21 protein-coding genes are annotated in these 23,303 nt (G+C 65.3%); 12 read left to right on the top strand and 9 right to left on the bottom strand.

The features are described from left to right. Positions 1–4 precede the first annotated feature (4 nt). Positions 5–943: a LysR family transcriptional regulator gene (locus J2R80_RS26975; protein ID WP_076825290.1), complete on the bottom strand. Its 939-nt coding sequence runs from the start codon at positions 941–943 to the stop codon at positions 5–7. 323 nt (positions 944–1,266) lie between these two features. Here J2R80_RS26975 and J2R80_RS26970 point away from each other — a divergent pair, with 323 nt between their 5' ends. Next, positions 1,267–2,604 (top strand): MFS transporter, encoded by a 1,338-nt coding sequence (locus J2R80_RS26970; protein WP_016844958.1) that lies wholly within the window; start codon positions 1,267–1,269, stop codon positions 2,602–2,604. Between the two features lie 50 nt (positions 2,605–2,654). Here J2R80_RS26970 and J2R80_RS26965 read toward each other — a convergent pair whose 3' ends face one another. Beyond that, positions 2,655–3,614, bottom strand: coding sequence for a LysR family transcriptional regulator (locus J2R80_RS26965; RefSeq protein WP_076825288.1), 960 nt, complete (start codon positions 3,612–3,614; stop codon positions 2,655–2,657). Positions 3,615–3,753: 139 nt separating this feature from the next. Here J2R80_RS26965 and J2R80_RS26960 point away from each other — a divergent pair, with 139 nt between their 5' ends. Further along, entirely contained in the window at positions 3,754–4,734 is a 981-nt protein-coding gene (locus J2R80_RS26960) for a tripartite tricarboxylate transporter substrate binding protein (RefSeq protein WP_076825404.1), read from the top strand. Positions 4,735–4,743: 9 nt separating this feature from the next. Here the strand turns inward: J2R80_RS26960 and J2R80_RS26955 are convergent, their stop codons facing one another. Next, entirely contained in the window at positions 4,744–7,086 is a 2,343-nt protein-coding gene (locus J2R80_RS26955; RefSeq protein ID WP_076825286.1) for an exopolysaccharide transport family protein, read from the bottom strand. A gap of 175 nt (positions 7,087–7,261) precedes the next feature. Here J2R80_RS26955 and J2R80_RS26950 point away from each other — a divergent pair, with 175 nt between their 5' ends. The 4 genes from J2R80_RS26950 (at position 7,262) to J2R80_RS26935 (ending at position 12,091) form a co-directional block, all read left to right on the top strand. Continuing rightward, positions 7,262–7,873: a polysaccharide biosynthesis/export family protein gene (locus J2R80_RS26950; RefSeq protein ID WP_076825284.1), complete on the top strand. Its 612-nt coding sequence runs from the start codon at positions 7,262–7,264 to the stop codon at positions 7,871–7,873. A gap of 3 nt (positions 7,874–7,876) precedes the next feature. Beyond that, positions 7,877–9,016: a glycosyltransferase family 4 protein gene (locus J2R80_RS26945; protein ID WP_076825282.1), complete on the top strand. Its 1,140-nt coding sequence runs from the start codon at positions 7,877–7,879 to the stop codon at positions 9,014–9,016. 115 nt (positions 9,017–9,131) lie between these two features. Then, a complete protein-coding gene (locus J2R80_RS26940) occupies positions 9,132–10,676 on the top strand; it encodes an undecaprenyl-phosphate glucose phosphotransferase (RefSeq protein WP_057020669.1) in 1,545 nt (514 codons plus the stop codon). 146 nt (positions 10,677–10,822) lie between these two features. Continuing rightward, a complete protein-coding gene (locus J2R80_RS26935) occupies positions 10,823–12,091 on the top strand; it encodes an O-antigen ligase (protein WP_076825280.1) in 1,269 nt (422 codons plus the stop codon). Here the strand turns inward: J2R80_RS26935 and J2R80_RS26930 are convergent. Beyond that, complete coding sequence (locus J2R80_RS26930) at positions 12,063–12,557, bottom strand: MarR family transcriptional regulator (protein ID WP_141341084.1); 495 nt, start codon at positions 12,555–12,557, stop codon at positions 12,063–12,065. The genes J2R80_RS26935 and J2R80_RS26930 overlap by 29 nt on opposite strands. Positions 12,558–12,679: 122 nt before the next feature. On the opposite strand from J2R80_RS26930, the gene J2R80_RS26925 reads away from it, so the two are divergent. Further along, a complete protein-coding gene (locus tag J2R80_RS26925; protein ID WP_076825402.1) occupies positions 12,680–13,879 on the top strand; it encodes an NAD(P)/FAD-dependent oxidoreductase in 1,200 nt (399 codons plus the stop codon). 178 nt (positions 13,880–14,057) lie between these two features. On the opposite strand, the gene J2R80_RS26920 is transcribed toward J2R80_RS26925, so the two are convergent. From J2R80_RS26920 to J2R80_RS26910, 3 genes are all read right to left on the bottom strand, one after another. Then, positions 14,058–15,233, bottom strand: a complete 1,176-nt coding sequence (locus tag J2R80_RS26920; protein ID WP_076825278.1) for a trans-acting enoyl reductase family protein — start codon at positions 15,231–15,233, stop codon at positions 14,058–14,060. 66 nt (positions 15,234–15,299) lie between these two features. Then, positions 15,300–16,082 (bottom strand): DUF169 domain-containing protein, encoded by a 783-nt coding sequence (locus J2R80_RS26915; protein ID WP_076825277.1) that lies wholly within the window; start codon positions 16,080–16,082, stop codon positions 15,300–15,302. A gap of 86 nt (positions 16,083–16,168) precedes the next feature. Continuing rightward, the gene (locus J2R80_RS26910) at positions 16,169–16,963 is read right to left on the bottom strand and encodes a YdcF family protein (protein ID WP_083714900.1); all 795 of its coding nucleotides are present in this window, start codon (positions 16,961–16,963) and stop codon (positions 16,169–16,171) included. 66 nt (positions 16,964–17,029) lie between these two features. On the opposite strand from J2R80_RS26910, the gene J2R80_RS26905 reads away from it, so the two are divergent. The 4 genes from J2R80_RS26905 (at position 17,030) to J2R80_RS26890 (ending at position 20,941) form a co-directional block, all read left to right on the top strand. Then, positions 17,030–17,971 (top strand): acetamidase/formamidase family protein, encoded by a 942-nt coding sequence (locus J2R80_RS26905; RefSeq protein ID WP_076825275.1) that lies wholly within the window; start codon positions 17,030–17,032, stop codon positions 17,969–17,971. 195 nt (positions 17,972–18,166) lie between these two features. Beyond that, a complete protein-coding gene (locus J2R80_RS26900) occupies positions 18,167–19,993 on the top strand; it encodes an AMP-binding protein (RefSeq protein ID WP_076825273.1) in 1,827 nt (608 codons plus the stop codon). Between the two features lie 173 nt (positions 19,994–20,166). Beyond that, entirely contained in the window at positions 20,167–20,367 is a 201-nt protein-coding gene (locus J2R80_RS26895; RefSeq protein WP_016844973.1) for a hypothetical protein, read from the top strand. Between the two features lie 106 nt (positions 20,368–20,473). Further along, positions 20,474–20,941, top strand: coding sequence for a GcrA family cell cycle regulator (locus tag J2R80_RS26890; protein ID WP_076825272.1), 468 nt, complete (start codon positions 20,474–20,476; stop codon positions 20,939–20,941). Between the two features lie 42 nt (positions 20,942–20,983). Here J2R80_RS26890 and J2R80_RS26885 read toward each other — a convergent pair whose 3' ends face one another. Beyond that, positions 20,984–21,946 carry an SDR family oxidoreductase gene (locus J2R80_RS26885; protein WP_076825270.1) on the bottom strand — a complete coding sequence of 321 codons (963 nt, stop codon included), beginning with the start codon at positions 21,944–21,946 and terminating at the stop codon, positions 20,984–20,986. A gap of 228 nt (positions 21,947–22,174) precedes the next feature. Here J2R80_RS26885 and J2R80_RS26880 point away from each other — a divergent pair, with 228 nt between their 5' ends. Next, positions 22,175–22,312 (top strand): hypothetical protein, encoded by a 138-nt coding sequence (locus tag J2R80_RS26880; protein WP_158074162.1) that lies wholly within the window; start codon positions 22,175–22,177, stop codon positions 22,310–22,312. A gap of 184 nt (positions 22,313–22,496) precedes the next feature. Here the strand turns inward: J2R80_RS26880 and J2R80_RS43780 are convergent, their stop codons facing one another. Continuing rightward, positions 22,497–22,793, bottom strand: a complete 297-nt coding sequence (locus tag J2R80_RS43780; RefSeq protein ID WP_141341069.1) for a hypothetical protein — start codon at positions 22,791–22,793, stop codon at positions 22,497–22,499. Positions 22,794–23,303 lie beyond the last annotated feature (510 nt).

The following is a 23,303-nucleotide window of genomic DNA, read 5'->3' as shown; positions in this document are numbered from 1 at the left end:
GTGTTCAGCGCGCCGCGTCGCCCTGCTCTGCGCCGCCATTCGGTACGCCGAGCCGTTTCATCGCGTCGAACAAGAGTGCCGCAGCGGGTGACAGCGCACGCTTGCGCAACTTGATCAGGCCGTAATTCTCCAACAACAGCCTGTCGCGCAGGCGCAGCACCTTGAACCGCTGCGGATCGACCAGATCGAACACCAGCATGGGGACCGGCACGATCGCGTCGATGCCCGCGGCAATTCCGACCGATGCGAAAAACGACTCGGTGTTGATGACCCGGCGCGGCGGCGTCACGCCGCGGCTCATGAACAGCCTCTCGAGTGCCTGGCGCATGAAGGATTCGCGCGGCTGGCAGATCCATTGCTGGTCGGCCATGTCCTCCAGCTCGACCGTCTCGCGGCCGGCCAACGGATGCTCCGCGCGAACGAGCAGCACCGCCTCCTCCGCGCCGATCTCGTAATAGTCGAATTGCCGGGGGTCGATGCCGGCGGGAATCCTGGCGATGACGAAATCGAACTCGAGCGCCAGCAGTCGCGTGATCAATGGCGGGCTGGTGCTGACATCGAGCGAGATGTTCACCCGATTCAGCTTTTCGCCGAGATACTGGATCACGTCGACGACGAGGTCGATGCTCGGCTTGGCGACTGTTCCAACGGAGACGGTGCCGAGCTCACCGGATTTGTAGCCCGCGAACTCGTCGGTGACCTGGTCGAGATCGGCCAGCACGCTCTTGCCGCCACGGATCAGGATCGATCCATAGGCCGTCGGTTCGACGCCGCGCGCCGTGCGCTCGAACAAGGGAACCCGCGCCAGCGCCTCGATTTCGGCAAGCATCTTCGATGCCGCCGATTGGGTGATGTTCAACCGCTCGGCGGCGAGCTGCAACTTGCGCTCATTGTCGAGAGCGACCAGCAAGCGCAGCTGGCGCAGTTTCAGATTACTGATCACGGCCCGCCACCATCCTGCCCGGCAAGGGCCCTTTCCGTTCCGATTAAGCCGGAACGGGGCTCCAGATTCTGCTTTGAGGCGTTTTCTTGACGCGAGCGAGCAGCCACTTCGCCGGAAAACGCTCCAGGGTTCCCGCGTTTATACCGCAGCGCATCATGACAGTTTCGCCGTGGCTCCATTCCCAAATGCCATTAGTCACGCGGCAGTCGATTACACAACAATGAAGAAGACTTGCAAGAGCAACGCGACGAACCGCTGCGGGTGCGCCAGGTGCCGCCCCGAACAGCGCAGTGATCGTCTGCCGAATCGAAAAACAGGAAGGGATGGGAACGATGAGCGACGATGTCGAGAAGCGCGCGATCGGAAAGATGATGCGGCGGCTGATTCCGTTCCTCATCCTGTGTTACTTCGTGGCCTATCTCGATCGCGTCAATGTCGGCTTCGCCAAGCTGCATATGAACGCGGCGCTCGGCCTCAGCGAGGCCGCCTACGGGCTCGGCGCCGGGCTGTTCTTCATCGGCTACTTCTTCTTCGAGGTGCCCTCCAACATCCTGCTGGAGCGGTTCGGTGCGCGGCGGTGGATCGCCCGCATCATGATCAGCTGGGGCATCGTCTCGGCCGCATTTGCCTTCATCCCGCAGATGTCCGCGGCGAGCGGCCTGTCGAGCGAATGGATCTTCTACTTCCTGCGCCTCCTGCTCGGCGCCTGCGAAGCCGGCTTCTTCCCGGGCATCATCTTCTATTTGACGCTCTGGTTCCCGTCGGTGTACCGCGCGCGCGTCATCAGCCTGTTCATGCTGGCGATCCCGATCTCGAGCATCATCGGGGCGCCGATCTCGGGATTGCTGCTCAACCTGTCGGGCGCCGGCCTGACCGGATGGCAGTGGCTGTTCGTCTGCGAGGCATTGCCGTCGGTCCTGGTCGGCTTCGCTGTCCTGACCTTCCTGCCGGATTTTCCGCGCCAGGCAAGCTGGCTGCAGCCCGACGAGGTCAAGTGGATTCAGACCACGCTTGAGCGCGAGCGGCAGCAAACCGAGGCCGTGGAGCATATTTCCGTCCTGCAGTCGCTCACCGACTCGCGGGTCCTTGCCTGCGCCTTCGTGTATTTCTGCCTCAACGCGGCAAGCTACGGCGTCGCATTCTTCCTGCCCACCATCATCAAGGCGTTTGGCGTCACCGACACCCAGACCGGCTTGATCGCGGCCCTGCCCTTCGTGTTCGGCGCGGTCGGCATGGTGCTGCTCGGCCGCCATTCCGACAAGACCGGCGAGCGGCGATACCATGTCGCCGGCGCGCTGACGCTCGCCGCCGTCGGTATCGGCCTTGCCGGGCTGGTGTCGAATCCGGTGCTGATCGTCGCCCTGCTCTGCCTTGCGCAGATCGGCGTGTCGGCGGTGCCGCCGATGTTCTGGCCGATGCCGGCAGGTATCCTGACCGGCGCCTCGGCGGCGGCAGGCATTGCCGCGATCAACTCGCTCGGCAACCTGTCAGGCTTCGCCGGCCCATTCGCCGTCGGCTATCTGAAGGACCTGACGGGCAGCTTTACGGCAGGGCTGCTGCTGCTCGCCGTGATGGGACTGATCGGCGCGCTGGTCACGATCAGGCTGCGGATCGATCCGGTGCTCGAGCGAACCGCGCGCGAGCCGATGATGGCGCACTAGGCATCGGGCGCCTCCACCGGATGGGATGGGAACGGCGCCGGTAATGCCTGTCACCTGCCGGCGGCCGCCTTGCTTGCGGCCGCCTTGGCGATCTCACGGATGCACGCGATGAAGATCTCGGCGGTCGGGCCCAAGGTGCGGCCTTTCAACGTGACGATCGCGGCCGAGACGGCGGCCGCTCGCGGAAGCTGAACCGGAAGCTCCTTCAGCCCGAGATCACCGCCGGCAAACCGCGCGACCGAGCCCGGCAGCACGGTGATGAAGCGGCCGGTCGCGGCGAGCCGGCAGCACAAATGAAGCGACAGCGTCGTGATCGGCGCGCTTGGCATCTGCATTCCGAATTCGCGAAACGTCTCCGCCACCGCGGCGCCCGGAAAGGTGTCCGGCGGAGGCAGCACCCAGCGCTCGTGTGCGAGGTCGGCCAATTCGAGCCTGGACGCGCGCGCCCATTTGCTTCGCCTTCCCGCGACCACGACGCGCCGATCATCGAGCAAGGGCTCGACCGCCAGGTCCGTCTCGTCAAACGGCGTCGGCGTCCATCCAAGCAACAGATCGATGTTGCGCTCGCGCAGTTCGCGGTAGCGCAGATCGCTGAGAACGGTCTGCGCGACATTGATGCGGATGCCGGGATGCTGCCGCGTGAAGCGGTCGATCGCCACCGGAAGCAAGCCCGCTGCGATGCTCTCCGTGCTGCCGATGCGCAACTCTCCGATGCTCGGATCGGCCAGAAACTCGAGCTCCTGCAAGCCCTGGGTAAGCTCGTCGAAGATCGAGACCCCGCGTCGCACCAGAGCATGGCCATAGGCCGTCAGTTCGATGCCGTTACGGCAACGATCGAATAGCCGAAGGCCGAGCGCGTGCTCCATGTCGCTGACCGCCCGCGAAATCGCCGGCTGCGACACCGCGAGCTCCGCGGCAGCCTTCGCCATGCTGCCGCGCTGCGCGATAACGAGCAGGATGTGCAGGTCGCGCAGCTTGATCCGGCGTCGGGCACGCTCGATGTCCTGCATCAGCGATCCTTACCAAAACGGTTATGGACGCCTCAGACACTAGCATTGGACGTTTATCCCCGCCTCACGCATCCTCCGCGTGCGATGACGCAGATCGTCGCGCCCCGAACGGCGCGGCTCGACGACCATGGAGGCATGCATGTTGACCCGTCGCGACGTCCTGACCGCGTCAGCGGCCGGTGCCGCGCTCGCCGCCGCAGGCCTGGTCCGGCCAGTCGGCGCGCAGCCCCGCCTGAAGACCGCCCATATCCTGACCGGCTACACGCCCGGATTGCCCGACGCCGTCGCAAGGCTCGTTGCCGGGCAGATGAAGGACTATGCCGACTCCATCGTCGTTGAGACCCGGCCCGGCGCGAGCGGCCGGATTGCGATCGAGGCGGTAAAGAACGCCGAGGCCGATGGATCGGTCATGCTGCTCGCGCCGCTTGGGTTCATCGCGCTGTTTCCACACACCTACAATGCGCTCGCATACACACCGCAGGACTTCACGCCGGTATCGACCGTCGGCTCATTCGCGACGCTGCTGGCGATCGGCCCGAAAGTCCCGAACGATGTCAGGAGCCTCGCCGACTTCGTCGCCTGGTGCCGCGCCAACCCGACACAGGCGACCTACGGCACGCCGGGCGTTGGCACCACCCTGCATTTCATCGGTGCGATGCTCGGCCGAACCGCGGGCTTCGACTATCTCCACGTGCCCTATCAAGGCAGAGGGGCGGTCCAGGATCTCCTGAAGGGCGAGATCGCGTCGGCGGTGATGCCGATTGACAGCCTGCTGGGTCAGGTCCAGTCCGGACAGCTTCGCGCTCTGGCGACGACCGGTCCCAGCCGTCTCAAATCCCTCCCCGATGTGCCGACGGTGGCGGAAGCCGGTTACCCCGGGCTTCAGGACGTGACCTGGTTCGGCATCTTCCTGCCGGCGAAGACGCCCGCGGCAATCGTCGCGCAACTCAACGGCGCGATCCAGGCGTCATTGCGCAGCGACGAGGTCAAGTCCGGCATGGCCAAACTGTCGGTCGACGTCGACGCAATCGCGATGAATGACTTTGCGCAACTGCTCGCCACCGAATCCGATCGCTGGAAAGGGATCGTGCGGGCGACCGGATTTACCCCGACGGGCTGACGGTGGCGCTCAGGCAGCCACCACCCGCGGGCCCCTCACAGCCGCTTCCGACGCCGCGCAGGGCTTGCTCAGCATCGTCACTTCGGCGAAGCCGACCGCCCTGAGTTGCTCGACCATCGAGTGGCGGGCATCCTGCGCCATGGTGGCGTCGGGCACGACGACCGCCTGCGCCTTCGCGGTCAGCAGTTCGGCCGGCAGGTCGAGGGCCGAACCGGCGTCGAGCAGCACGTGGTCGTAGACCCTGAGCAGCGCATCGATCGCAAGGGCGAGCCGCGGCGATTGCAGATGCGAGCGATCGAAGCCCGGACGCCCGGCGCTGACGATCTGAACACGCGACTGCCGGTCCTTGGTGATGATCTGCGCGAAGGTCGCCTCGCCCTGCATCAGCTCGGCAAGGCCGGGCGCCGCCGGATCGACGGTCGCCGACGTCAGCACCGGCGAGGACGCGACGAGATCGACGACGACAACCTTGGCCTGGCGCGCCATCAGACGCGCCAGCGTCAGGGCGGTCAACGTAACGCTATCAGCCGCGGCCGGGCCGAGCACGGTGACCTTGTGGGCGGCGGGACCGGCGGCGACAAGGCGCTCGGCGAGCTCATCGATCTCGTCGGCACTCTGGGCGGACTCAGGCTGCGGCGGAGGTTCATAGGCAGCCGCAGGCTCCAGCGGCAGTTCGGGCTCCACGGCCGGCTTCGGCGCGACCGGCGATGCGAGCGCGGGTTCAGGGGGCAGCGCCGGCGCGGGCTGGTCCACGGTTGCGGCATCCATGACCGGCTCGCGGCGCCTGATCACGGCAGCCGCCGGCGCGAAGGCGCGGCCAACCGCACCGGGCGCGGAGATGCGCAGCAGCTCGCCGGTGATGATGATGCCGGATGACAGCAGCAGCGTCGCCAGCGTCGCGATCAGCACGATCGGCAGCTTCTTCGGATAGGCCGGCGTATTCGAAACCGAGGCGCGCGAGATGATGCGACCGTCGGTCGGCGCGGCCTCGATGTTCTCGCGCGCCGTCGCCTCGCGGTACTTGGCGAGATAGGCCTCCAGCAGGTCGCGCTGCGCCTTGGCTTCGCGCTCCAGCCCGCGCAGTTGCACGTCCTGGCTATTGCTAGACGACGCCTGCCTCTTCGACTGGTCCAGGCTCGCCTGCAACGCCATGACTCGGCCATCGGCGACGCGGGCGTCATTGTCCAGCGAGCGCGAAACCTTGCCGGCTTCTTCGCGCAATTGCCGGTCGAGATCGGCGATCTGCGCCTTCAATTCCTTGATGCGCGGATGGTTGTCGAGCAGCGTCGACGACTGCTCGGCAAGCTGCGCGCGCAGCGTGCCGCGCTGTTCGGCCAGCCGGCGGATCAGCTCGGAATTGAGCACCTCCGACGCCTCGATCGGCTTGCCGACCTGAAGCATCTCCCGGATCAGCCGTGCCTTGGTCTCGGCATCCGCCTTCAGCGCGCGGGCATTGTTGAGCTGCGTGTTCAGCTCACCCATCTGCTGGTTCGACAGCGGGATGTTGTTGGTGCCGACGAACAGGCTCGACTTCGAGCGGAATTCCTCGACGCGCGAATCCGCGTCCGCGACCTTGGTGCGCAGCTTGTCGATCTCGCCGAGCAGCCATGTGCTGGCGGATTTGGCCTGGTCCTGCCGCGCGGCCTGCTGCAGCACGAGATAGCCGTCCGCGATCGAGTTGGCGACGCGCGCCGCAAGCTCGGGATCCTCGGACTGGAACTCGATCACCATGACGCGCGATTTGTCGACCGCAAAAGCCTGGAAGCGCTCGTAATAAGAATCAAGCACCCGCTCTTCCGGCGTCAGGCTGAACGGGTCACGGCCGATGCCGAACAGCGCCAGCAGCGACTTCAGCGGCGAAAAGCCCCGCAGCACCGGATCGAACTCCGGACGTTCGGCCAGCTTGTTCTTCTTGATGATGTCGCGCGCGAGATCGCGCGACAGCAACAGCTGCACCTGGCTCGTCACCGCCTCGGCGTCGAGCGAGGTGCGCTCCAGGTCGCGCTCGCCGTTCGGACGCAGGAAGGCGTTCTCGCGATTGTCGATCAGGATTCGCGCTTCCGACTTGTAGCGCGGCGTCACGACGTTGACCGCGGCAAGCGACAACGCGAACACCAGCACCGTCGGCACGATGATCCAGCCGCGCTTGCGCGCCAGCGCGCGGCCGAGCACGTGCAGGTCAAGATCGGCCGCCTCCGCCGGACGGGCCGGCTTGTCAGGAGCAGGCTTGTCGGGATCAGGCTTGGGCGCAGCCGGCTTCACGACAGCTTCGTCGGCAACGGGCGCAGACTTCGGCAACGCCCGTTGCACGACGGCCTTATCCTTGCCTCTACGCCAGAATGCAAAACGCATAACGAACCCCCGCGGACACCGCGACTCCATCTCAATGGGGCGATTACAGTCCATTAAGGTTGCCGCTGGGTTAATCGGTGGGGTTGACGGGCATGGCCGCCACCACCCGCCCCGTCATTCTTTGTTAACCATGGGTGCCGTTAATCGGAGCCGATATTGTCGCGGGATTCCTTGCATGCGCGATCTGCGCGCTCCCCTTATTTGTCTGGTCGCTGCGCTCGCGCTGTCGGGCTGCATTGGCCGAACGTCGCCGCTTGCCGGTGACCCCGGTCTCGAACCGATGGCGTATGCTGCGCCCGTGGCCTATGCCGATCCCGCACCGACGCGCGAGGGCTATAATCTCGGCCCCGGCGACAAGCTCCGCGTTGTGGTCTATGGCCAGGAAGGGCTGACCAACGCCTATGCGATCGACGCCGCGGGCGCGATCACCATGCCGCTGATCGGCTCGGTGCCGGCGCGCGGCCGGACGCCCGCCGGGCTTGCCGCCGAGATCACCGCGCGGCTGCGCAACGGCTTCATCCGCGAGCCGTCGGTCGCAGTCGAGATCGAGGCCTACCGGCCGTTCTTCATCCTCGGCGAAGTCCAGGCCCCCGGCCAATATCCCTATGTGCCCAACATGACGGTCGAAAGCGCGATCGCGATCGCCGGCGGCTTCTCGCCGCGCGCCAGGCGCGACGAGGTTACCGTCACCCACACCAATGCATCCGGCGCCGGCCGCTTCGTCGCTCCCCTGGGCACGCCGATCGGCCCCGGCGACACCGTGTTCGTCGGCGAGCGCTGGTTCTGATCGATGGCGCAGGATCAAAATCAGCAACCGCCCCTCCGCATCCTGCACGTGGTGCGTGCCCCGGTCGGCGGCATCATTCGTCACATCCTCGACGTCGCCAACGGCCAGATCGAACGCGGCCATCATGTCGGCATCGTCGCCGACAGTTTGACCGGCGGCGCGCGGGCCGACGCGGCGCTTGCCGAGATCGAGCCGCGGCTCAAGCTCGGCGTCCACCGCGTCGCGATACGCCGTGAGCCGCGCTTCGCCGACTTCATGGTCTGGGCCCACATCGCCGGCCTGATCCGCAAGCTGAAACCCGATGTCGTCCACGGGCATGGCGCCAAGGCCGGCGCCTATGTCCGGCTGCGGCGGCGGTCGGGCAAGGTGATCCGGGTCTACACGCCGCATGGCGGCTCGCTGCACTACCCGCTCGACACCTGGAAGGGCCGCTTCTACAGCCAGCTCGAGCGCACCCTGATGAACAGCACCGACCTGTTCCTGTTCGAGAGCGCGTTTGCCCGCGACACCTATCAGCGCACCGTCGGCAAGCCGGCAGGCCTCGTGCGCTGCGTGTTCAACGGCGTCACCGCGGAGGAGTTCGAACCGGTCCCCCGCGCCGACGATGCCACCGACGTGGCCTATGTCGGCGAGTTCCGGCGCATCAAGGGCGCCGATCTGCTGATCGACGCGGTGGCGAAGCTGCGCGCCGAGGGCAAGCCGGTGACGTTGACGCTCGGCGGCGACGGCGAGGAATTCGAGCGCCTCAAGGAGCAGGTGACGCGGCTGTCGCTCGGCGAGGCCGTCCGCTTCATCGGTCACGTCAAGGCGCGCTATGGCTTTTCGAAGGGCAGCCTGCTCGTGGTGCCCTCGCGCGGCGATTCGATGCCCTATGTAGTGATCGAGGCGGGCGCGGCCGGCGTTCCGATGATCGCCGCCGATGTCGGCGGCATCCCGGAGATCTTCGATACCCACACCGATGCCCTGTTCGCGCCGAGCAATGCTGGAGCGATGGCCGACGCGATCAAAGCCGCGCTCGACGATCCCGCCGCGACCGCGGCGCGCGCCGAGCGATTGCGCGAGCGGATTTCGGAACATTTCTCGCAAAGCGCGATGGTCGAGGGGGTACTGGCCGGCTATCGCGACGCATTTGCCAAACGTTAACCACTTCTTGCACACGTAACCGTTTCTTCCGATTTGTCCCCTTAAGTCACGCCCGGGGGAATTTTCGTGCTGCGCGCGGATGCCCATCTGCATGCGCAGGAATGGACGTGGACTCGTGGAACCGTTTAACGCACGCTCGATGCTGGATGCCGCTGCGTCTGCGACGGCCGCTCAGCCGCAGATCGAACGGCGCCGGCGCCTCTCGCCGGCCGCGCTCGCCGTTACCAACCAGAAGGTTCGCGGCGCCTACTCGCCGGTTGTGATCGCCGGCGTGGTTCGCCTCGCCGACTTCGTGCTGCTCAGCCTGGTCGGCGTCGGGCTCTATCTCGCCTATGTCAGGCCGCTCGCCGGCGGCAGTATTCACTGGGGGTACATCGCATCGATCCTCGGCATGTCGGCTGCCGCCGTGGTCTGCTTCCAGGCCGCCGATATCTACCAGGTGCAGATCTTCCGCGGCCAGCTTCGCCAGATGACGCGCATGATCTCGTCGTGGGCCGTCGTGTTCCTGCTGTTCATCGGCATCTCCTTCCTGGTCAAGCTCGGCGGCGAGGTCTCGCGGGTCTGGCTGTCGTCGTTCTTCTGCGTCGGCCTTGCGGTGCTGATCGCCGAACGGCTGCTGCTGCGATCGATGGTGCGCGCCTGGGCGCATGACGGCCGGCTCGACCGCCGCACCATCATCGTCGGAGCAGACCACAATGGCGAGCAGCTGATCGAGGCGCTGAACGCCGAGGATGATTCCGACATCCATCTGCTCGGCGTGTTCGACGACCGCAATGACGATCGCGCCACCAACACCTGCGCCGGCGCACCGAAACTCGGCAAGATCGATGACATCGTCGAATTCGCCCGCCGCACCCGCGTCGACCTCGTGCTGTTCGCGCTGCCGATCTCGGCGGAGACCCGCATCCTGGAAATGCTGAAGAAGCTGTGGGTGCTGCCGGTCGACATCCGCCTGTCGGCCCATACCAACAAGCTGCGCTTCCACCCCCGTTCCTATTCCTATATCGGCAAGGTGCCGACGCTCGATATGTTCGAGGCGCCGATCACCGACTGGGATCTGGTGCTGAAATGGCTGTTCGACCGCGTGGTCGGCGGTCTGGCCTTGGTTGCGGCGCTGCCGGTGTTGGGACTGGTGGCGCTCGCGGTGAAACTCGACAGCCCCGGCCCGGTGCTGTTCCGCCAGAAGCGCTTCGGCTTCAACAATGAGCGGATCGACGTCTACAAATTCCGCTCGCTCTACCACCATCAGGCCGACCCCACCGCCTCCAAGGTGGTGACCAAGAACGATCCGCGCGTGACCCGCGTCGGCCGCTTCATCCGCAAAACCTCGCTCGACGAATTGCCGCAACTGTTCAACGTTGTGCTGAAGGGCAATCTCTCGCTGGTCGGCCCGCGCCCGCACGCCGTGCAGAGCAAGCTGGAGAACCGCCTGTTCGACGAGGCGGTCGACGGCTACTTCGCCCGCCACCGCGTCAAGCCCGGCATCACCGGCTGGGCGCAGATCAACGGCTGGCGCGGCGAGGTCGACACTGACGAGAAGATCCAGAAGCGCGTCGAATACGACCTCTATTACATCGAGAACTGGTCGGTGCTGTTCGACCTCTACATCCTGCTCAAGACCCCGTTCTCGCTGCTAACGAAAAGCGAGAACGCGTACTGATCGAGGCGGGTTCAAACCGCACGTCATTGCGAGCGCAGCGAAGCAATCCACGCTGCCGCTAGGGGATAGGTGGATTGCGTCGTCGCTGACGCTCCTCGCAATAACGGGTGTCAGGTTCTGTGTCCGTTGCGTTGCGTGAGTATCCGATGGCCTATGCGGCGACAGCCGGGACGACCCATTCGCTGACATCAGCACCAACGGGCGTGCTGGCGCTGCAGCGGGCGCTGGTGTGGCTGGCCGGCGCGTCCGGCGCCATCGTGTTCATCGAGCCGAGCCCGTATGAGCTCGTCACGCTGACTGCCTGCGTGCTGTTCTTCGCCACGGGCCTGCGCATGCGGCTCGTGTTCATGCCGCTGCTGTTCACATTGATCGTGCTCAATGTCGGCTACAGCATCGGTGCGGTGCCGTTCCTCGACAAGCCGGAGGTGGTGAACTGGATCCTGACCTCCTGGTACATGGCCATCACCGTCATCTTCTTCGCGATGGTGATGTCGGAGGATACCGAAGCCCGCCTCGACATGCTGCGCCGCGGCCTGATCGTCGGCGCGATGATCGCTTCGCTCGCCGGCATCGCCGGCTACTTCCGTCTGGTGCCCGGCGGCTACGACCTGCTGACGCTGTATGACCGCGCCCGCGGAACCTTCAAGGACCCGAACGTGCTCGGCGCCTTCCTGATCCTGCCGGCGCTGTTCACGCTGCAGAGCGTGGTCTCCGACCGCTTCGGCAAGGCGCTCCGCAACGCCATCGCCTTCGGCATCATCTCGCTCGCGATCCTGCTGTCGTTCTCGCGCGCCGCCTGGGGCGGCCTCGTGATCACCGCGGCCTTCATGCTGGCGCTGATGGTGTTCACCAGCCGCTCGCAGGCGCAGCGCTCGCGCATCATCGTGATGACCTTGATCGCCGCGATCCTGGCCGTGGCGCTGATCGCTGTGCTGCTCTCGATCGGCTCGGTCGCGGACATGTTCAAGCAGCGCGCGAGCTTCGACCAGAGCTATGACGAAGGCCGCTTCGGCCGGTTCGGCCGCCACATCCTCGGCGCCCAGATGGCGCTCGAGCTGCCGTTCGGCATCGGGCCGCTGCAATTCCACACCTACTTCCCCGAGGACACCCACAATTCCTATCTCAACGCCTTCATGTCGGGCGGCTGGATCTCGGGGATTTGCTATCCGGCGCTGGTGTTCGTCACCGCGATCATCGGCTTCCGCTACATCTACATGCGGGTGCCGTGGCAGCGCGGCTATCTCGCGGTCTTCTCGGCGTTCCTCGGCTTCGTCGGCGAGAGCTTCATCATCGATACCGACCACTGGCGGCACTTCTGGATGATGCTGGGCACGATGTGGGGCATGTATGCGGCAGCCGAGCACTACCGCGCGACGTCGGCACGGATCATCGACGAGTCTTCGGCGGCATCTTGAGACTGGCGCGCTGCTCCGGCGGCATGTCGATCACCGCCTTCAATGCTCCGGTCGCTTCCAGCACGCCCTTGTAGCCGTCATTGGCGAAGCGCAGCAGCAAGCGCAGCTCGTCGTCGGTGTAGCTGCTCCACAGCTTGAGCATCGCCTCCTGCATCGGCACGTAGAACTTGCCGATCTCCGCCGCTTTTTCCTCCACCACCGAGATGAAGACCTTGCGGCGGTCGCTCTCGTCCCGCTCGCGGCGCACGTAACCCGCCTTCTCCAGACGATCGACCACGCCGGTGATCGCGCCGGTGGTCAGCCCGGTGACCTCGGCGAGGCGCCCCGCGGTCACACGCCCCTCAAGGTGCAGGATGTCCATGCATTCCATGTCGGAGTTGGAGATTCCGGCCATGTTTGCAACGGCTTGGCCGTACATCACGCCCTGCGCGGATGACCGGCGCATCGCCTCCTCGAGTTCCTGCATCAGCGCTTCGCGCGACGTCGTGCTTGACAAATCGGCTCCTATATCTTACTCGCCTAATATCTTATAAACTAAGATAATTAGCAACTGACCTTTCCTATCCCACACGGATGCTGGAGCAAGGCATGACCTCACGTCCCCGTAAAGCTCTGATCATCGGCGCCGGCATCGCAGGCCCTGTCACCGCGATGTTCCTGACCCGCGCCGGAATCGAGACCGAGCTCTATGAAGCCTGGCCCTACTCCACCGGGATCGGCGGCGGGCTGCAGATCGCGCCGAACGGCATGCACGTGCTGGCGGAGCTCGGCCTCGCCGACGAGTTGATCCGCAACGGCTCGATCGCGGAGTCCTTCGACTTCTATTCGCAGGGCGGCAAGAAGCTCGGCTCGCTCAACCAGAACATGCAGCAGCGCTTCGGCCAGCCCGCGGTGAACATGTGCCGCGCGACGTTGAACGAGACGCTGATCGACAAGGCCTGGGCCTCCAACGTCTCGGTGTTCTTCGAGAGGAAACTGGTGAAGATCGAGGACCGCGGCGATCAGCCCGTGATCGCCTATTTCAACGACGGCACCACCGCCGAGGGTGATTTCGTGATCGGCGCCGACGGCGTGCACTCTGCGGTGCGGCACCATGTGATCCCTGACGGCCCGACGCCGTTCGACACCGGGCTGATCGGCTTCGGCGGATTCGTGCCCCGCGCGGTGATCGAGAAGCTGCCGATCGGCCAGAGGGTGGCGACCACGTTCGGGCAGAGCGGCTTCTTCGGCTTTGGGATGTGCAGCCCCGATCCGGACACGGGCGCGATGTGGTGGAGCACGCAGCCGTCGCACGGCATGACCGCGGCGGCCTACCGGTTGCAGAGCCAGGCCGCGATCAGGCAGCATCTGCGCGATTTCCACGCCGGCTGGCACGCGCCGATCCCCGAGATCATCGAAGCCGCCGAGAATATCGTGGTCACCGACACGCTCGACGTCGCGACGCTGCCGACTTGGTCGCGCAAGCGCACCCTGTTGATCGGCGACGCCGCGCACGCGACGAGCCCGCATGCCGGCCAGGGCGCATCGCTGGCGCTGGAAGACGCGCTGCGGCTCGGCATCCTGATGCGCGACGGCCAGGAGCTCGGCATGACGTTCCAGGCTTTCGAGCACGAGCGGCGCCCGCGCGCCGAGAAGATCGTGGCGATCGCCCGCCGCAACGGCAACAGCAAGCGCGAGTTCAGCCCGACCGGCGCCTGGCTCCGCGATCACATGTTGAAGCTGCTGCTGCCGGTGTCGTCCAAGGGCATGGACTTCATGTACGCTTATAATCCGCGCGCGGCGGCGTAGCGCCTCTCCCTCTCCCCGTCCTTCACGGGGTCGAGACGAGCGAAGCTCGCTCTTAGAGGGTTGGGGTGAGCGGCTCTCTCCACGAGCAATGCGATCGGACGGACCTGTACCCCTCACCCGGATCGCATCTGACGATGCGATCCGACCTCTCCCCGCAAGCGGGGCGAGGTAAGCGAAGCTACTTCTCGACCTCGAACGTCAGCCCGGCGTGATCGATCAGGCGCTTGATCAGCTTGTGCTGCATCGCCGCTCCCGGCGTCCAGAAGCCGGCGGCGACGTCGGGTGTATCGCGCAGCAGGCAGATCGCGCATTCGGAGATCATCTTCGAGGTCGAGCCGTAGCCGGGATCGCGATCGCCCTTGATGCCGGCGCGGACCATGCGGCCGTCGGGCGCGACCGCGAGATAAAGCAGATCGTAGCGGCCGTTCTCGCGCTCCTCCTTTGACGGCCCCTCGCCCGGCTTCGGCGCGCTTGGGCCGGTCTTCTCGGAATTCAACGCCATCACCTTCTTGGCGTTGGCCTCGCCCTTCTCGCCCGGGCCGGTCAGGACCATCTCGTCGTAAACGAAGTCCCGTCCGTAGGGAAAGCCCATCAGCATGTTGGAGCGGTGCACGTTGCGCGTGTTGATCAGCGCCATCATGAACGGCGCGGTCCAGGAGTGCAAATCCTCCTCATAGGCCGGCTTGCTGCCGCGTGGCTGCTTCGGGCCCTCGAAGCCCGGCGTCAGCGCGAAAGGGTTGTTGAGGATCGCAACCAGGCTGAGGTCCTTGGCGACCGCATCGAAGGTCGCCTTGGCGCTCGCCGCGGTGCCGCCGGACAGCGTGCCGCGCATGTCGCGCACGCGGCCCTTGATGCGCGGCGCCGGCGCGCCGAACACGCGCCTCGCTTCCTCCTGCACGAAGAACGCGCCGAGTTCGAACGGCACCGAGTCGAAACCGCAGGAGAACACGATGCGCGCGCCGCTGGCCTTCGCGGCGGCTTCGTATTTGTCGATCATCTGCCGCATCCAGATCGGCTCGCCGCAGAGATCGAAATAGTCCGTGCCGCTTTCCACGCAGGCCGCGATCAGCTCGTTGCCATAGAGCTGATACGGTCCGACCGTCGAGATGACAGACCTGGTTTGCGCAAGCATCGCCTTCAGCGAGGCGGCATCGCCGGCATCGGCGACGATCAGCGGCGTGTCGGCGGGCGCGCCGATCGCGTCGCGTACCGAGGCGAGCTTGTCCTTGCTGCGCCCGGCCATCGCCCATTTCAGGCTGCCGACGCGATAATGCGCCGCGAGATATTCGACGACGAGCTGGCCGGTGAAGCCGGTCGCGCCGTAGACGACGATGTCGAGTTTCGACGAGGACATGGATCAGGCTCCCTGCGCAGCGAATTGGGCGCCCTTTTGTCATCGCGGGCGCGGCGACGCAATCGGCTATTTCTTGTACGAGACGCCCATGCCGGCGCGCACGTCGGCCTGGATGCCGTAGGGCGCGATCGGGTAGCGCAAACCGTTCTTGGCGAGCTGCTTCATGCCGGCGATCGCCTTCACCAGATAGGCCGGCGGCAGCGCCATCAGCATCTCCTCGTCGGGCACGCCGCCATAGCGGCGCTCGGCGAAGCACGGCAGCGACAGGCTCGGCTCGCCGGTCTTCAGCGCCCGCCCCCACGAATCCGCGCAGGCGGTTTCGCCGACCACGCCCCACTCGAACTTCTTGTAGCCGGTGTATTGCAGCCCGTTGATCAGGATGATCATCTGTCCCGGCGTCGCATAGACGAGGCAGATGTCGGGCGGGTTGAGCCGTCCGCTGGTCAGCGGGCTCACCGCCATCGCCTGGTACTGGCCGTAAGGCACCACGTCGAGCGCCTCCTGGCGCTTGCGCGCGTCTTCGGCGGTGCCGTGCCAGACGCCGACATAATTCTCGCCGGCAAGCCATTTCTCATCCTGCGGCGCGAGCCCGATCACGGCGCGGCATTGCGCGCCGACCAGATCGTCGCCGGTGATGCCGACGGTCCAGCCGAGCCGCGAGGCCATGCTGACGATCTGGTCCGTGGTGTGGACCGCCGACGGACGGCGAATCTTCGGGATCGCCTCCATCTCCTCGGCGCGCGCGAACATCTTGATGCCGATCACCGTGGTCTTCAGCCGCAGCAGATTGTTCAGATCGGTGACGATTGCGCCGAGGTCGAACTTTTCCGGCGGTGTCTGCTGTTGCATGGCGAAAACTCCCGTGATCGGCGGCTTGGCGCCGCCTGTTGATTTGATGTTAGGATTGGCCGTTGGAGGCGACAAGTGCCTACGCCTCAACGTGCAGCCGGTCCCGGCAACAAATCGTCGGTCTTGCCGGCCAGATGATAGGCCAGAAGCCCGACCCACTCCCGCGTGCCGAGATCAGTGCGCGACAGGCCGTCGATCGCAAGCGTCGCGAAGCTGAAGACATCGCCGACGCGCCAATCGACCGGATAGGCCTCGACATTGAATCCCGCCTTGCGGAACAGCCCGACCGAGCGCGGCATATGGTAGGCCGAGGTGACGAGCAGCCAACGCTCGCCCGGCTTGGGATCGACCAGCGCCCTGGAGAATTCGGCGTTCTCCACCGTGTTGCGCGAGCGGCGCTCGATGATCAATCGCGACCTGGCAATGCCGAGCCCCTCGAACATCTCGGCGGCATAGTCGGCTTCGCGCGCATCGTTCGAGATCAGGTTCGCGCTGCCGCCGGTGAACACAAGGCGCGCATTCGGATATCTGCGCGCGAGCGTCGCCGCCGCGATGACGCGATCGGCGGCGCTGCGCACCACCGGCGTGCCATGTGCAACCGACAGATCGGCATCGATCGAGCCGCCGAGCACGATGATGCCGTCCGGCGCGCCGCGCGAGGCATCCCATGGCGGGAAGCGCTGCTCCAATGTGGAGATCAGGACATTGCCGAGCGGTGAGAAGCCGCAGATCGCGAGCAGCAGCAGCGCGGCCACCATCAACCTGCGGCCGAGGCGCGCAAACCGCGTCAACAGCAGCACGGTGCCGATCACGCCGATACCGATCAGGAAGTTGATCGGCAACAGCATGATGCCGAGCGTCTTGGAGAGCACAAAAAACAAGAGAAGCCCCTGCGAAGTTCTGCTACAGCGTCATACGCTGCTGGGAAACCAATCAAAAGCCGTCACATGACCTATCATCATCTGAAGTCGAGCCCTGAAACCTGCCATTGGGGCTTCTTTGAAGCCAAGCTGAAACCGGTTCTGACCGTTGCGAGCGGCGACGAGATCACGATCGAAACCGTCAGCGGCGGCCCGGACGTGGTGCCCGACCGCGGCAAATTCTTCGTTCCGCCGGAGCTCGACGAGATCCATGCGAAGTGCGAGCGGATGGTACCCGGACACATTCTGACCGGCCCGATCGCGGTTGCCGGCGCCGAACCCGGCGACGTGCTCGAGGTCGATATTCTCGACGTTCAGCTGCGACAGGACTGGGGTTACAATCTGATCAAGCCATTGTCCGGCACCCTGCCCGACGATTTCCACGAAACACGCGTCCTCAACATCCCGCTCGATCGCGGGCGCATGGTCGGCCGTATGCCCTGGGGGCTCGATCTGCCGCTCAAGCCGTTCTTCGGCGTGATGGGCGTGTCGCCGCCGCCGGCCTGGGGCCGGATCTCCTCGCTGATCCCGCGCGCGATGGGCGGCAATCTCGACAACAAGGAGCTCGGCGCCGGCGCCAAGCTCTATCTGCCGGTGTTCGTTCCGGGCGCGCTGTTCTCCTGCGGCGACGGCCATGGCGTGCAGGGCGACGGCGAGGTCTGCGTCACCGCGATCGAGACCGCGCTGACCGGCCGCTTCCGCCTCACATTGCGCAAGGATATCAAGCTCGCCTATCCGCGCGCAGAGACCGCGGATCATTACATGACCATGGCGATGGATCCCGATCTCGACCAGTGCGTGGTGCGGGCGCTGCGCGACATGATCGTGCTGCTCGGCGAGAAGCGCAATCTGTCGCGCGAGGACGCCTACACGCTGTGCAGCCTGGCCGCCGACCTGCGCGTGACGCAGACGGTCAACGGCTCCAAGGGCATCCACTGCATGATCGCCAAATCGGTGGTCCACGGGTAACCACGCACGTCATTCCGGAGCGATGCGCAGCATCGAATCCGGAATCTCGAGACTCCCCGGTGCGCAATTCGCGCACCTGAGGTTCGGCTCGGCGAGCCGCCCCGGAATGACTGAGTGCTATGGCCGCACTTGTGTTCCGCGAGCACGGCTCGATACAATCCCCGTCCCAACGAACAAGAATGGACGGGGACGGATATGCTGAAGGACAGGCTTTCGCCGGCCGACGAGGCTGCGCGCGACAGGGAAATGCAGGAGACGCTCGCGGCATGCCCGCGCATCCTCGACCTCATTGCCCGCGGCCCGCAGGGCGCTCCGGACGCTGAAGCCGCGATCTATCTGCGCTCGCCGCTCGATCCCAACCCGGTCGTGATCTCGAACGATCACTTGATGGGCTGCATCAAGGCCGCTGAAACCTATTTCCGTAAGCACGGCATCGGCAAGGACGACGCGGTGGCTGTCCTGCTCCCGGCGTGCCCCGCGACCGTCGTCGCGATCTTCGGCGCAGCCGCCTGCGGCGTCGCCGAGCCGCTCAATTTGCTGTTCACGCGCGAAGCGATCGTCGCCCAGCTCAATGCGATCAATGCGAAGCTATTGCTGGCGCCGCCGCCGGGCATGCCAGGCGGGCTCTATGAGAGGGTCGAGGGCCTGCAGCGCGAGGTGCCGTCCCTGAAGCACATTGTGATCGTGCCGCTCGACGGCAGCATCGCCTTCGACGGTGAGGTGCTGCGGCCTGATCCCGCCTGGCGCGACGACTACGGCATGTCCAAGGACATGAGCGAGGCCGACCGCGTCGCCGTGATGCTCCCGACCGGCGGCACTACCGGCCATCCCAAGGTGGCGCGGCTCACCAACCGCGCGATGGTCGCCTCCACCGTATCCTCGCGGATGGCGCTCGATTTCCATCGCGGCGAGCGCGCGATGATCACGATGCCGCTGTTCCATGTCGGCGGCCTTTTCTGCACCACGGCCAATTCCCTGGCGGCCGGCACGACGATGGTCATCCCCGGTCCCGCCGGCGCGCGCGATCCGGCGCTGGTCCGGCACTTCTGGCAGATCATCGAGAAGTACCGCATCAACATCGCCGGCAACGTGCCGACGATACTTGGCGCCCTCGCCGATATCCCGGTCGCGGACAGCGACATCTCGACCCTGCGCGTCACCGCCACCGGCGCCTCGATCTGCCCGCCGGAGATCGAGCGGCGTTATCTTGCGACCTGGGGCGGCTCCTGCATCCAGCAGCTCTACGGCATGACCGAGCTCGCCGGCGCCATCACTCACGATGTGCACGGCGTGAAGCCGCGCGCCGAGAGCGTCGGCACCCGCAATCCGCTGGTCGAGCTTGCGATCCTCGACGGCGGCAAGCTCCACACCGGACCGTGGCCCTCGCCGGTCGGCGAACTGCTGACCAGGGGCCCGCAGGTGTTCGCCGGCTATGTCGACAAGAAGCAGACCGAGGAGGCGTTCCGCGACGGTTGGCTGCGCACCGGCGACATCTGCCGGATCGATGCCGACGGCTTCGTCTACATCATGGGCCGCGCCAAGGACGTCATCATCCGCGGCGGCCACAACATCGATCCGCGCGCGATCGAGGACGCCGCGCTGGCCTTTCCGGGCGTGGCGCTTGCCGCAGCCGTCGGACGTCCCGACGCCTACGCCGGCGAAGTGCCGATGCTGTTCGTCTCGGCGCAGCCCGGCTCCCATATCGATCCGAACGCGCTCGCCGCCTTCGTGCAGGACAACATCCTGGAGCCGCCAGCGCGCCCGCGCGTGGTGTCGGTGATTCCGGAGATGCCGGTGACTCCGGTCGGCAAGATCTTCAAGCCGAAGCTGCGCGAGATCGCCGCCGGCGAGGCCGCGCGCGAGCTGCTGGCGCTGGAAGGATTGTCCGGCGAGGTCAGTGTCGACGCGATCACCGATCCGTCCCGCGGGCTGTACCTGAGCGTGAGCGCGCCTCCGGACAAGGCCGAGAAGGCTGAGCGGCTTCTCAAGAAGTTCCCGGTCAAGGTCGAGTTACGGCCCTAACACGTTCATCTATCTTAATAATTCGATGCCCAAGCGCGCTGGAACTCGCTTCCAGCGCGCTTGAGCGCGGCTGGCTGTTTCTTGCCGCCCACGGCTTGACGAACTGCCGCATTCCTAAATAGACTCTAAATAGATACTTTTCAGTACCGGCGTTCAGGGTTAAGCGTTTCACCATGGCTACGGAAAAGGCCGAAACCGACCGCGTCCCGGTCACGCTGGCGCTCTCGACCATCGGATACCTCGAGAAGCTGGTGAGGCAGGGCACCCACGGCACGAGCGTCCCGGGCGTCGCACGGACATTGATCGAGGAAGGCATTCGGCTCGCCATCAAGGACGGGTTGCTTGCAATCCGCGACAACGGCCGCACGCCCTGAGAGCATGATCGGAAAAGTGGAAACCGGTTTTCCGAACAGATCATGCTCAAGAACTAAGGGCGCGTGTGCCGGCGCGGCGGTTCAACACAGAACGTGGAACCGTCAGATGATTGCCATCCAAGAGACCTGGACGCCGGAGCGCGTCGACCAACTCAAGATCTACTTTGAAGCCGGCCTCTCCTGCCGCGACATCGCCGTCAATATCGGCGTCAGCCGCAATGCGGTGATCGGCAAGCTGTCGCGGCTGAACCTCACACGCACGACGCCGGACGAACGCCGGGCGCGGCGCAAGAAATCCGCCGCCCACGCCGCGCAACGGGCGACTGCCAAGCAGCAGCTCCGGTTGCTCCAGGCGGTCTACGAGCAGGAGCCCGACGACGCCCCGATCGTCAGCGCCAACAGCTGCTCGCTGTTCGAGCTGAGCGAGCAGCGCTGCCGCTGGCCGATCAGCACCCCGGGCGCCGATGATTTCTGCTTCTGCGGCAACACACCGCTCGGCGGCATGCCCTATTGCTCAGGGCATTACCGCCTCGCCTATCAAGCGGGATCGCGCCAACGCGCGATGCGCGGATAGCGCTTGAGTGAATCCGTCCCGCACGCGATGCGGGACGGCCGTTCAGCCGACCTTCCACCCGGTCGCTGCCACGAGGTCCTGATAAAACTCCGGCGAGTAGGCCTGTTCCGGCGCCTTGCGCACGCGCTCGTCGAGAAGATGCGCGTCGTCGCCGACCAGGATGCGCCAGCGTTCGGCCTTCACACCGTCGAGGATGACCTTGGCGGCGGCCGCCGCCGAGGTCGGCGCTTCATCGTGGAAGATGCGGGCACGGTCGAGCGCGAGCTGCTGGATGTCGGCGTCCGACATCTTGGCGACGTCGATCCCCTGCCCCTGCAGACGCTGACGGGCCTGCTTGAGCTCGTCGGCGTTGAGCTGGTCGGAGCCGTTCTGCACCTTGCGCGAGTTCGACACGATCGAGGTGCCGATGTGGCCGGGCATCACGACCGAGCACTTCACATGCGGCGCGTTGAGCCGGAGATCGTTGATCATCGCCTCGGTGAATCCCTTCACGGCAAATTTCGCGGCGCTGTAGGCGGTGTGCGATACGCCCATGCCGACCGAGGCCCAGAAGCCGTTGACGCTCGAGGTGTTGACGATGTGCGCCTCGTCGGCCTTCACCAACAGCGGCAGGAAGGTGCGGACGCCGAGATAGACGCCGCCCCAGCAGATGTTGAAGGTGCGCTCCCACTGCTCGCGCGTGTTGGAGAACAGGCTGCCGCCGCCACCGATTCCGGCGTTGTTGAACAGCAGGTGGATCTTGTCGGTCGCCTGCTGCTCGATCAGCTCGTCGCGGAAGCGCTTGTAGTGATCCTCGATCGAGACGTCGGCAACGTGGGTCGTGATGCGCAGGCCCTGCGGCAGCTTCTCGACCTCGCACAGCCGCTTGGTCTCGGCCATCGCCTCGGCCGAGACGTCGCACATCGCGACATTGCAGCCCTCGGCAACGAGCTGCTGTGCCAGCTCGCGCCCCATGCCCGTGCCGCCACCGGTGATGACGGCAATCTTTCCGGCGAAATCCTTCATGTGAGATCCGTTCCTTCCCTTATTTTTCTTGCCCTGTTCTTCTTTGTTTCGGCCGGAGCGCGGATCGCAGCCCCACGCTTGGCTGCGGCACCTTACATCACCGAATTGTCGCCCAGCAACGGCGCCGCCTCACGCGCAAGTGAGCCGCCTGCAGCGGGTTGAGACGGTGGCCGCGTAACGAAATCATTCCGCGTTGCGAACAATCCGACATCGACACAATCGGAGACCATGATCGTGCACATCCTGAACAGATTGGTCGCGACAACGCTGATGGCGATCGCGGCCGAAATTTCCACCGCGGCCGCAGCTGCCGAGGTAAAACCAGCGAAGCAGCGCGACAGCACCTGCACAGATGAACTACGTTGATCGCAATCGGCGCACAGCGCAGCGCGCGGCGTGGCACAGCGTGCGATCGTCATGGGCGAAGCTCTGACAATGTTGCGATCACGTCGTCCGAACTCGAACACTTGTTTGCGAAGCGCGTGAGCCTCACGCGATGATCTCGCGCATCCTGGCCGCAGGCCACGCCGCGTCATGACGCGGCCCCGCGCTATTCGGCTGTCTCGATGCGCACGGACGCGCGCCGCCGCAGGACGCCGGCACCCGCGCTCAGGGCCAGCTTGAGCAGGCCGCGCCAGGAGAAATCGATGATTACCTCATGGTGCCGCAATCCCTTGCCGCCCTTCACCAGCCCGAGATCCCGGATCAGGCAATAGTGGCCGCTGCTCATGCGCGCCAGGCGGCTGTTCTTGAAGCGTCCCATCAATGGCGAGAATGCACTGCGGATCGATTCCGTCAAATCTTGACGGCATCGAATCGGCAAGGCGACGGCAACCCGCGCCACCATCGTCGCCGCCGGCTGGGCCTTGAATCAAAAACCTCCGGCAGGGCATTGCCGGAGGTTTGGGAGGCTTAGCAGCTAGCTAAGAGCCATCATTCAATGTGTTGGCCGTGGCGTATATAGTTTAGTAGATCAGGTAAGTAAATAAGTCTGCGGCGAATGAATCGCATGGCTCGTCTTCGTCGTTCGCGTGGACCGAATTGACGCAGCGCAGCTCTCCTTAGAATCTTTCGCAATCGGGATAGGGGGGAGCCTCGCAGCCCCTCCCCTCCCACACCACCGTACATACGGGTCCGTATACGGCGGTTCGCTGGATTAAGCGGCAAGAGTTGTTCTGTTGCCGCCGTAGTTTGGGTGTCAGCAATCGTCGCGCCAGCTTCGACTCCTCTGATCAGCGTCAGTCAGGGTTTCACCCCTTCCCGCCGTTCCGAGGCCAGTTGCCCGGAATTCAGTCGCATGGCCGATGCGATATCGCTGCATCTACTCGTCACTTCCAGCGTTCAGGCCTTCGGCGAA

It is taken from the genome of Bradyrhizobium sp. USDA 4541 (assembly GCF_024171085.1).
GTDB lineage: Bacteria > Pseudomonadota > Alphaproteobacteria > Rhizobiales > Xanthobacteraceae > Bradyrhizobium > Bradyrhizobium australafricanum.
The sequence above is the reverse complement of the archived record's forward strand: the minus strand, read 5'-3'. Positions and strand labels throughout refer to the sequence as shown.

Excerpts from the sequence above, each read along its gene's own strand:
- J2R80_RS26970 (WP_016844958.1), top strand. The coding sequence starts at position 1,267 with ATGGGAACGATGAGCGACGATGTCGAGAAGCGCGCGATCGGAAAGATG.
- J2R80_RS26965 (WP_076825288.1), bottom strand. The coding sequence starts at position 3,614 with ATGCAGGACATCGAGCGTGCCCGACGCCGGATCAAGCTGCGCGACCTG.
- J2R80_RS26960 (WP_076825404.1), top strand. The coding sequence starts at position 3,754 with ATGTTGACCCGTCGCGACGTCCTGACCGCGTCAGCGGCCGGTGCCGCG.
- J2R80_RS26955 (WP_076825286.1), bottom strand. The coding sequence starts at position 7,086 with ATGCGTTTTGCATTCTGGCGTAGAGGCAAGGATAAGGCCGTCGTGCAA.
- J2R80_RS26950 (WP_076825284.1), top strand. The coding sequence starts at position 7,262 with ATGCGCGATCTGCGCGCTCCCCTTATTTGTCTGGTCGCTGCGCTCGCG.
- J2R80_RS26945 (WP_076825282.1), top strand. The coding sequence starts at position 7,877 with ATGGCGCAGGATCAAAATCAGCAACCGCCCCTCCGCATCCTGCACGTG.
- J2R80_RS26935 (WP_076825280.1), top strand. The coding sequence starts at position 10,823 with ATGGCCTATGCGGCGACAGCCGGGACGACCCATTCGCTGACATCAGCA.
- J2R80_RS26930 (WP_141341084.1), bottom strand. The coding sequence starts at position 12,557 with ATGCAGGAACTCGAGGAGGCGATGCGCCGGTCATCCGCGCAGGGCGTG.
- J2R80_RS26925 (WP_076825402.1), top strand. The coding sequence starts at position 12,680 with ATGACCTCACGTCCCCGTAAAGCTCTGATCATCGGCGCCGGCATCGCA.
- J2R80_RS26920 (WP_076825278.1), bottom strand. The coding sequence starts at position 15,233 with ATGTCCTCGTCGAAACTCGACATCGTCGTCTACGGCGCGACCGGCTTC.
- J2R80_RS26915 (WP_076825277.1), bottom strand. The coding sequence starts at position 16,082 with ATGCAACAGCAGACACCGCCGGAAAAGTTCGACCTCGGCGCAATCGTC.
- J2R80_RS26905 (WP_076825275.1), top strand. The coding sequence starts at position 17,030 with ATGACCTATCATCATCTGAAGTCGAGCCCTGAAACCTGCCATTGGGGC.
- J2R80_RS26900 (WP_076825273.1), top strand. The coding sequence starts at position 18,167 with ATGCTGAAGGACAGGCTTTCGCCGGCCGACGAGGCTGCGCGCGACAGG.
- J2R80_RS26895 (WP_016844973.1), top strand. The coding sequence starts at position 20,167 with ATGGCTACGGAAAAGGCCGAAACCGACCGCGTCCCGGTCACGCTGGCG.
- J2R80_RS26890 (WP_076825272.1), top strand. The coding sequence starts at position 20,474 with ATGATTGCCATCCAAGAGACCTGGACGCCGGAGCGCGTCGACCAACTC.
- J2R80_RS26885 (WP_076825270.1), bottom strand. The coding sequence starts at position 21,946 with ATGAAGGATTTCGCCGGAAAGATTGCCGTCATCACCGGTGGCGGCACG.
- J2R80_RS26880 (WP_158074162.1), top strand. The coding sequence starts at position 22,175 with ATGATCGTGCACATCCTGAACAGATTGGTCGCGACAACGCTGATGGCG.
- J2R80_RS43780 (WP_141341069.1), bottom strand. The coding sequence starts at position 22,793 with ATGGTGGCGCGGGTTGCCGTCGCCTTGCCGATTCGATGCCGTCAAGAT.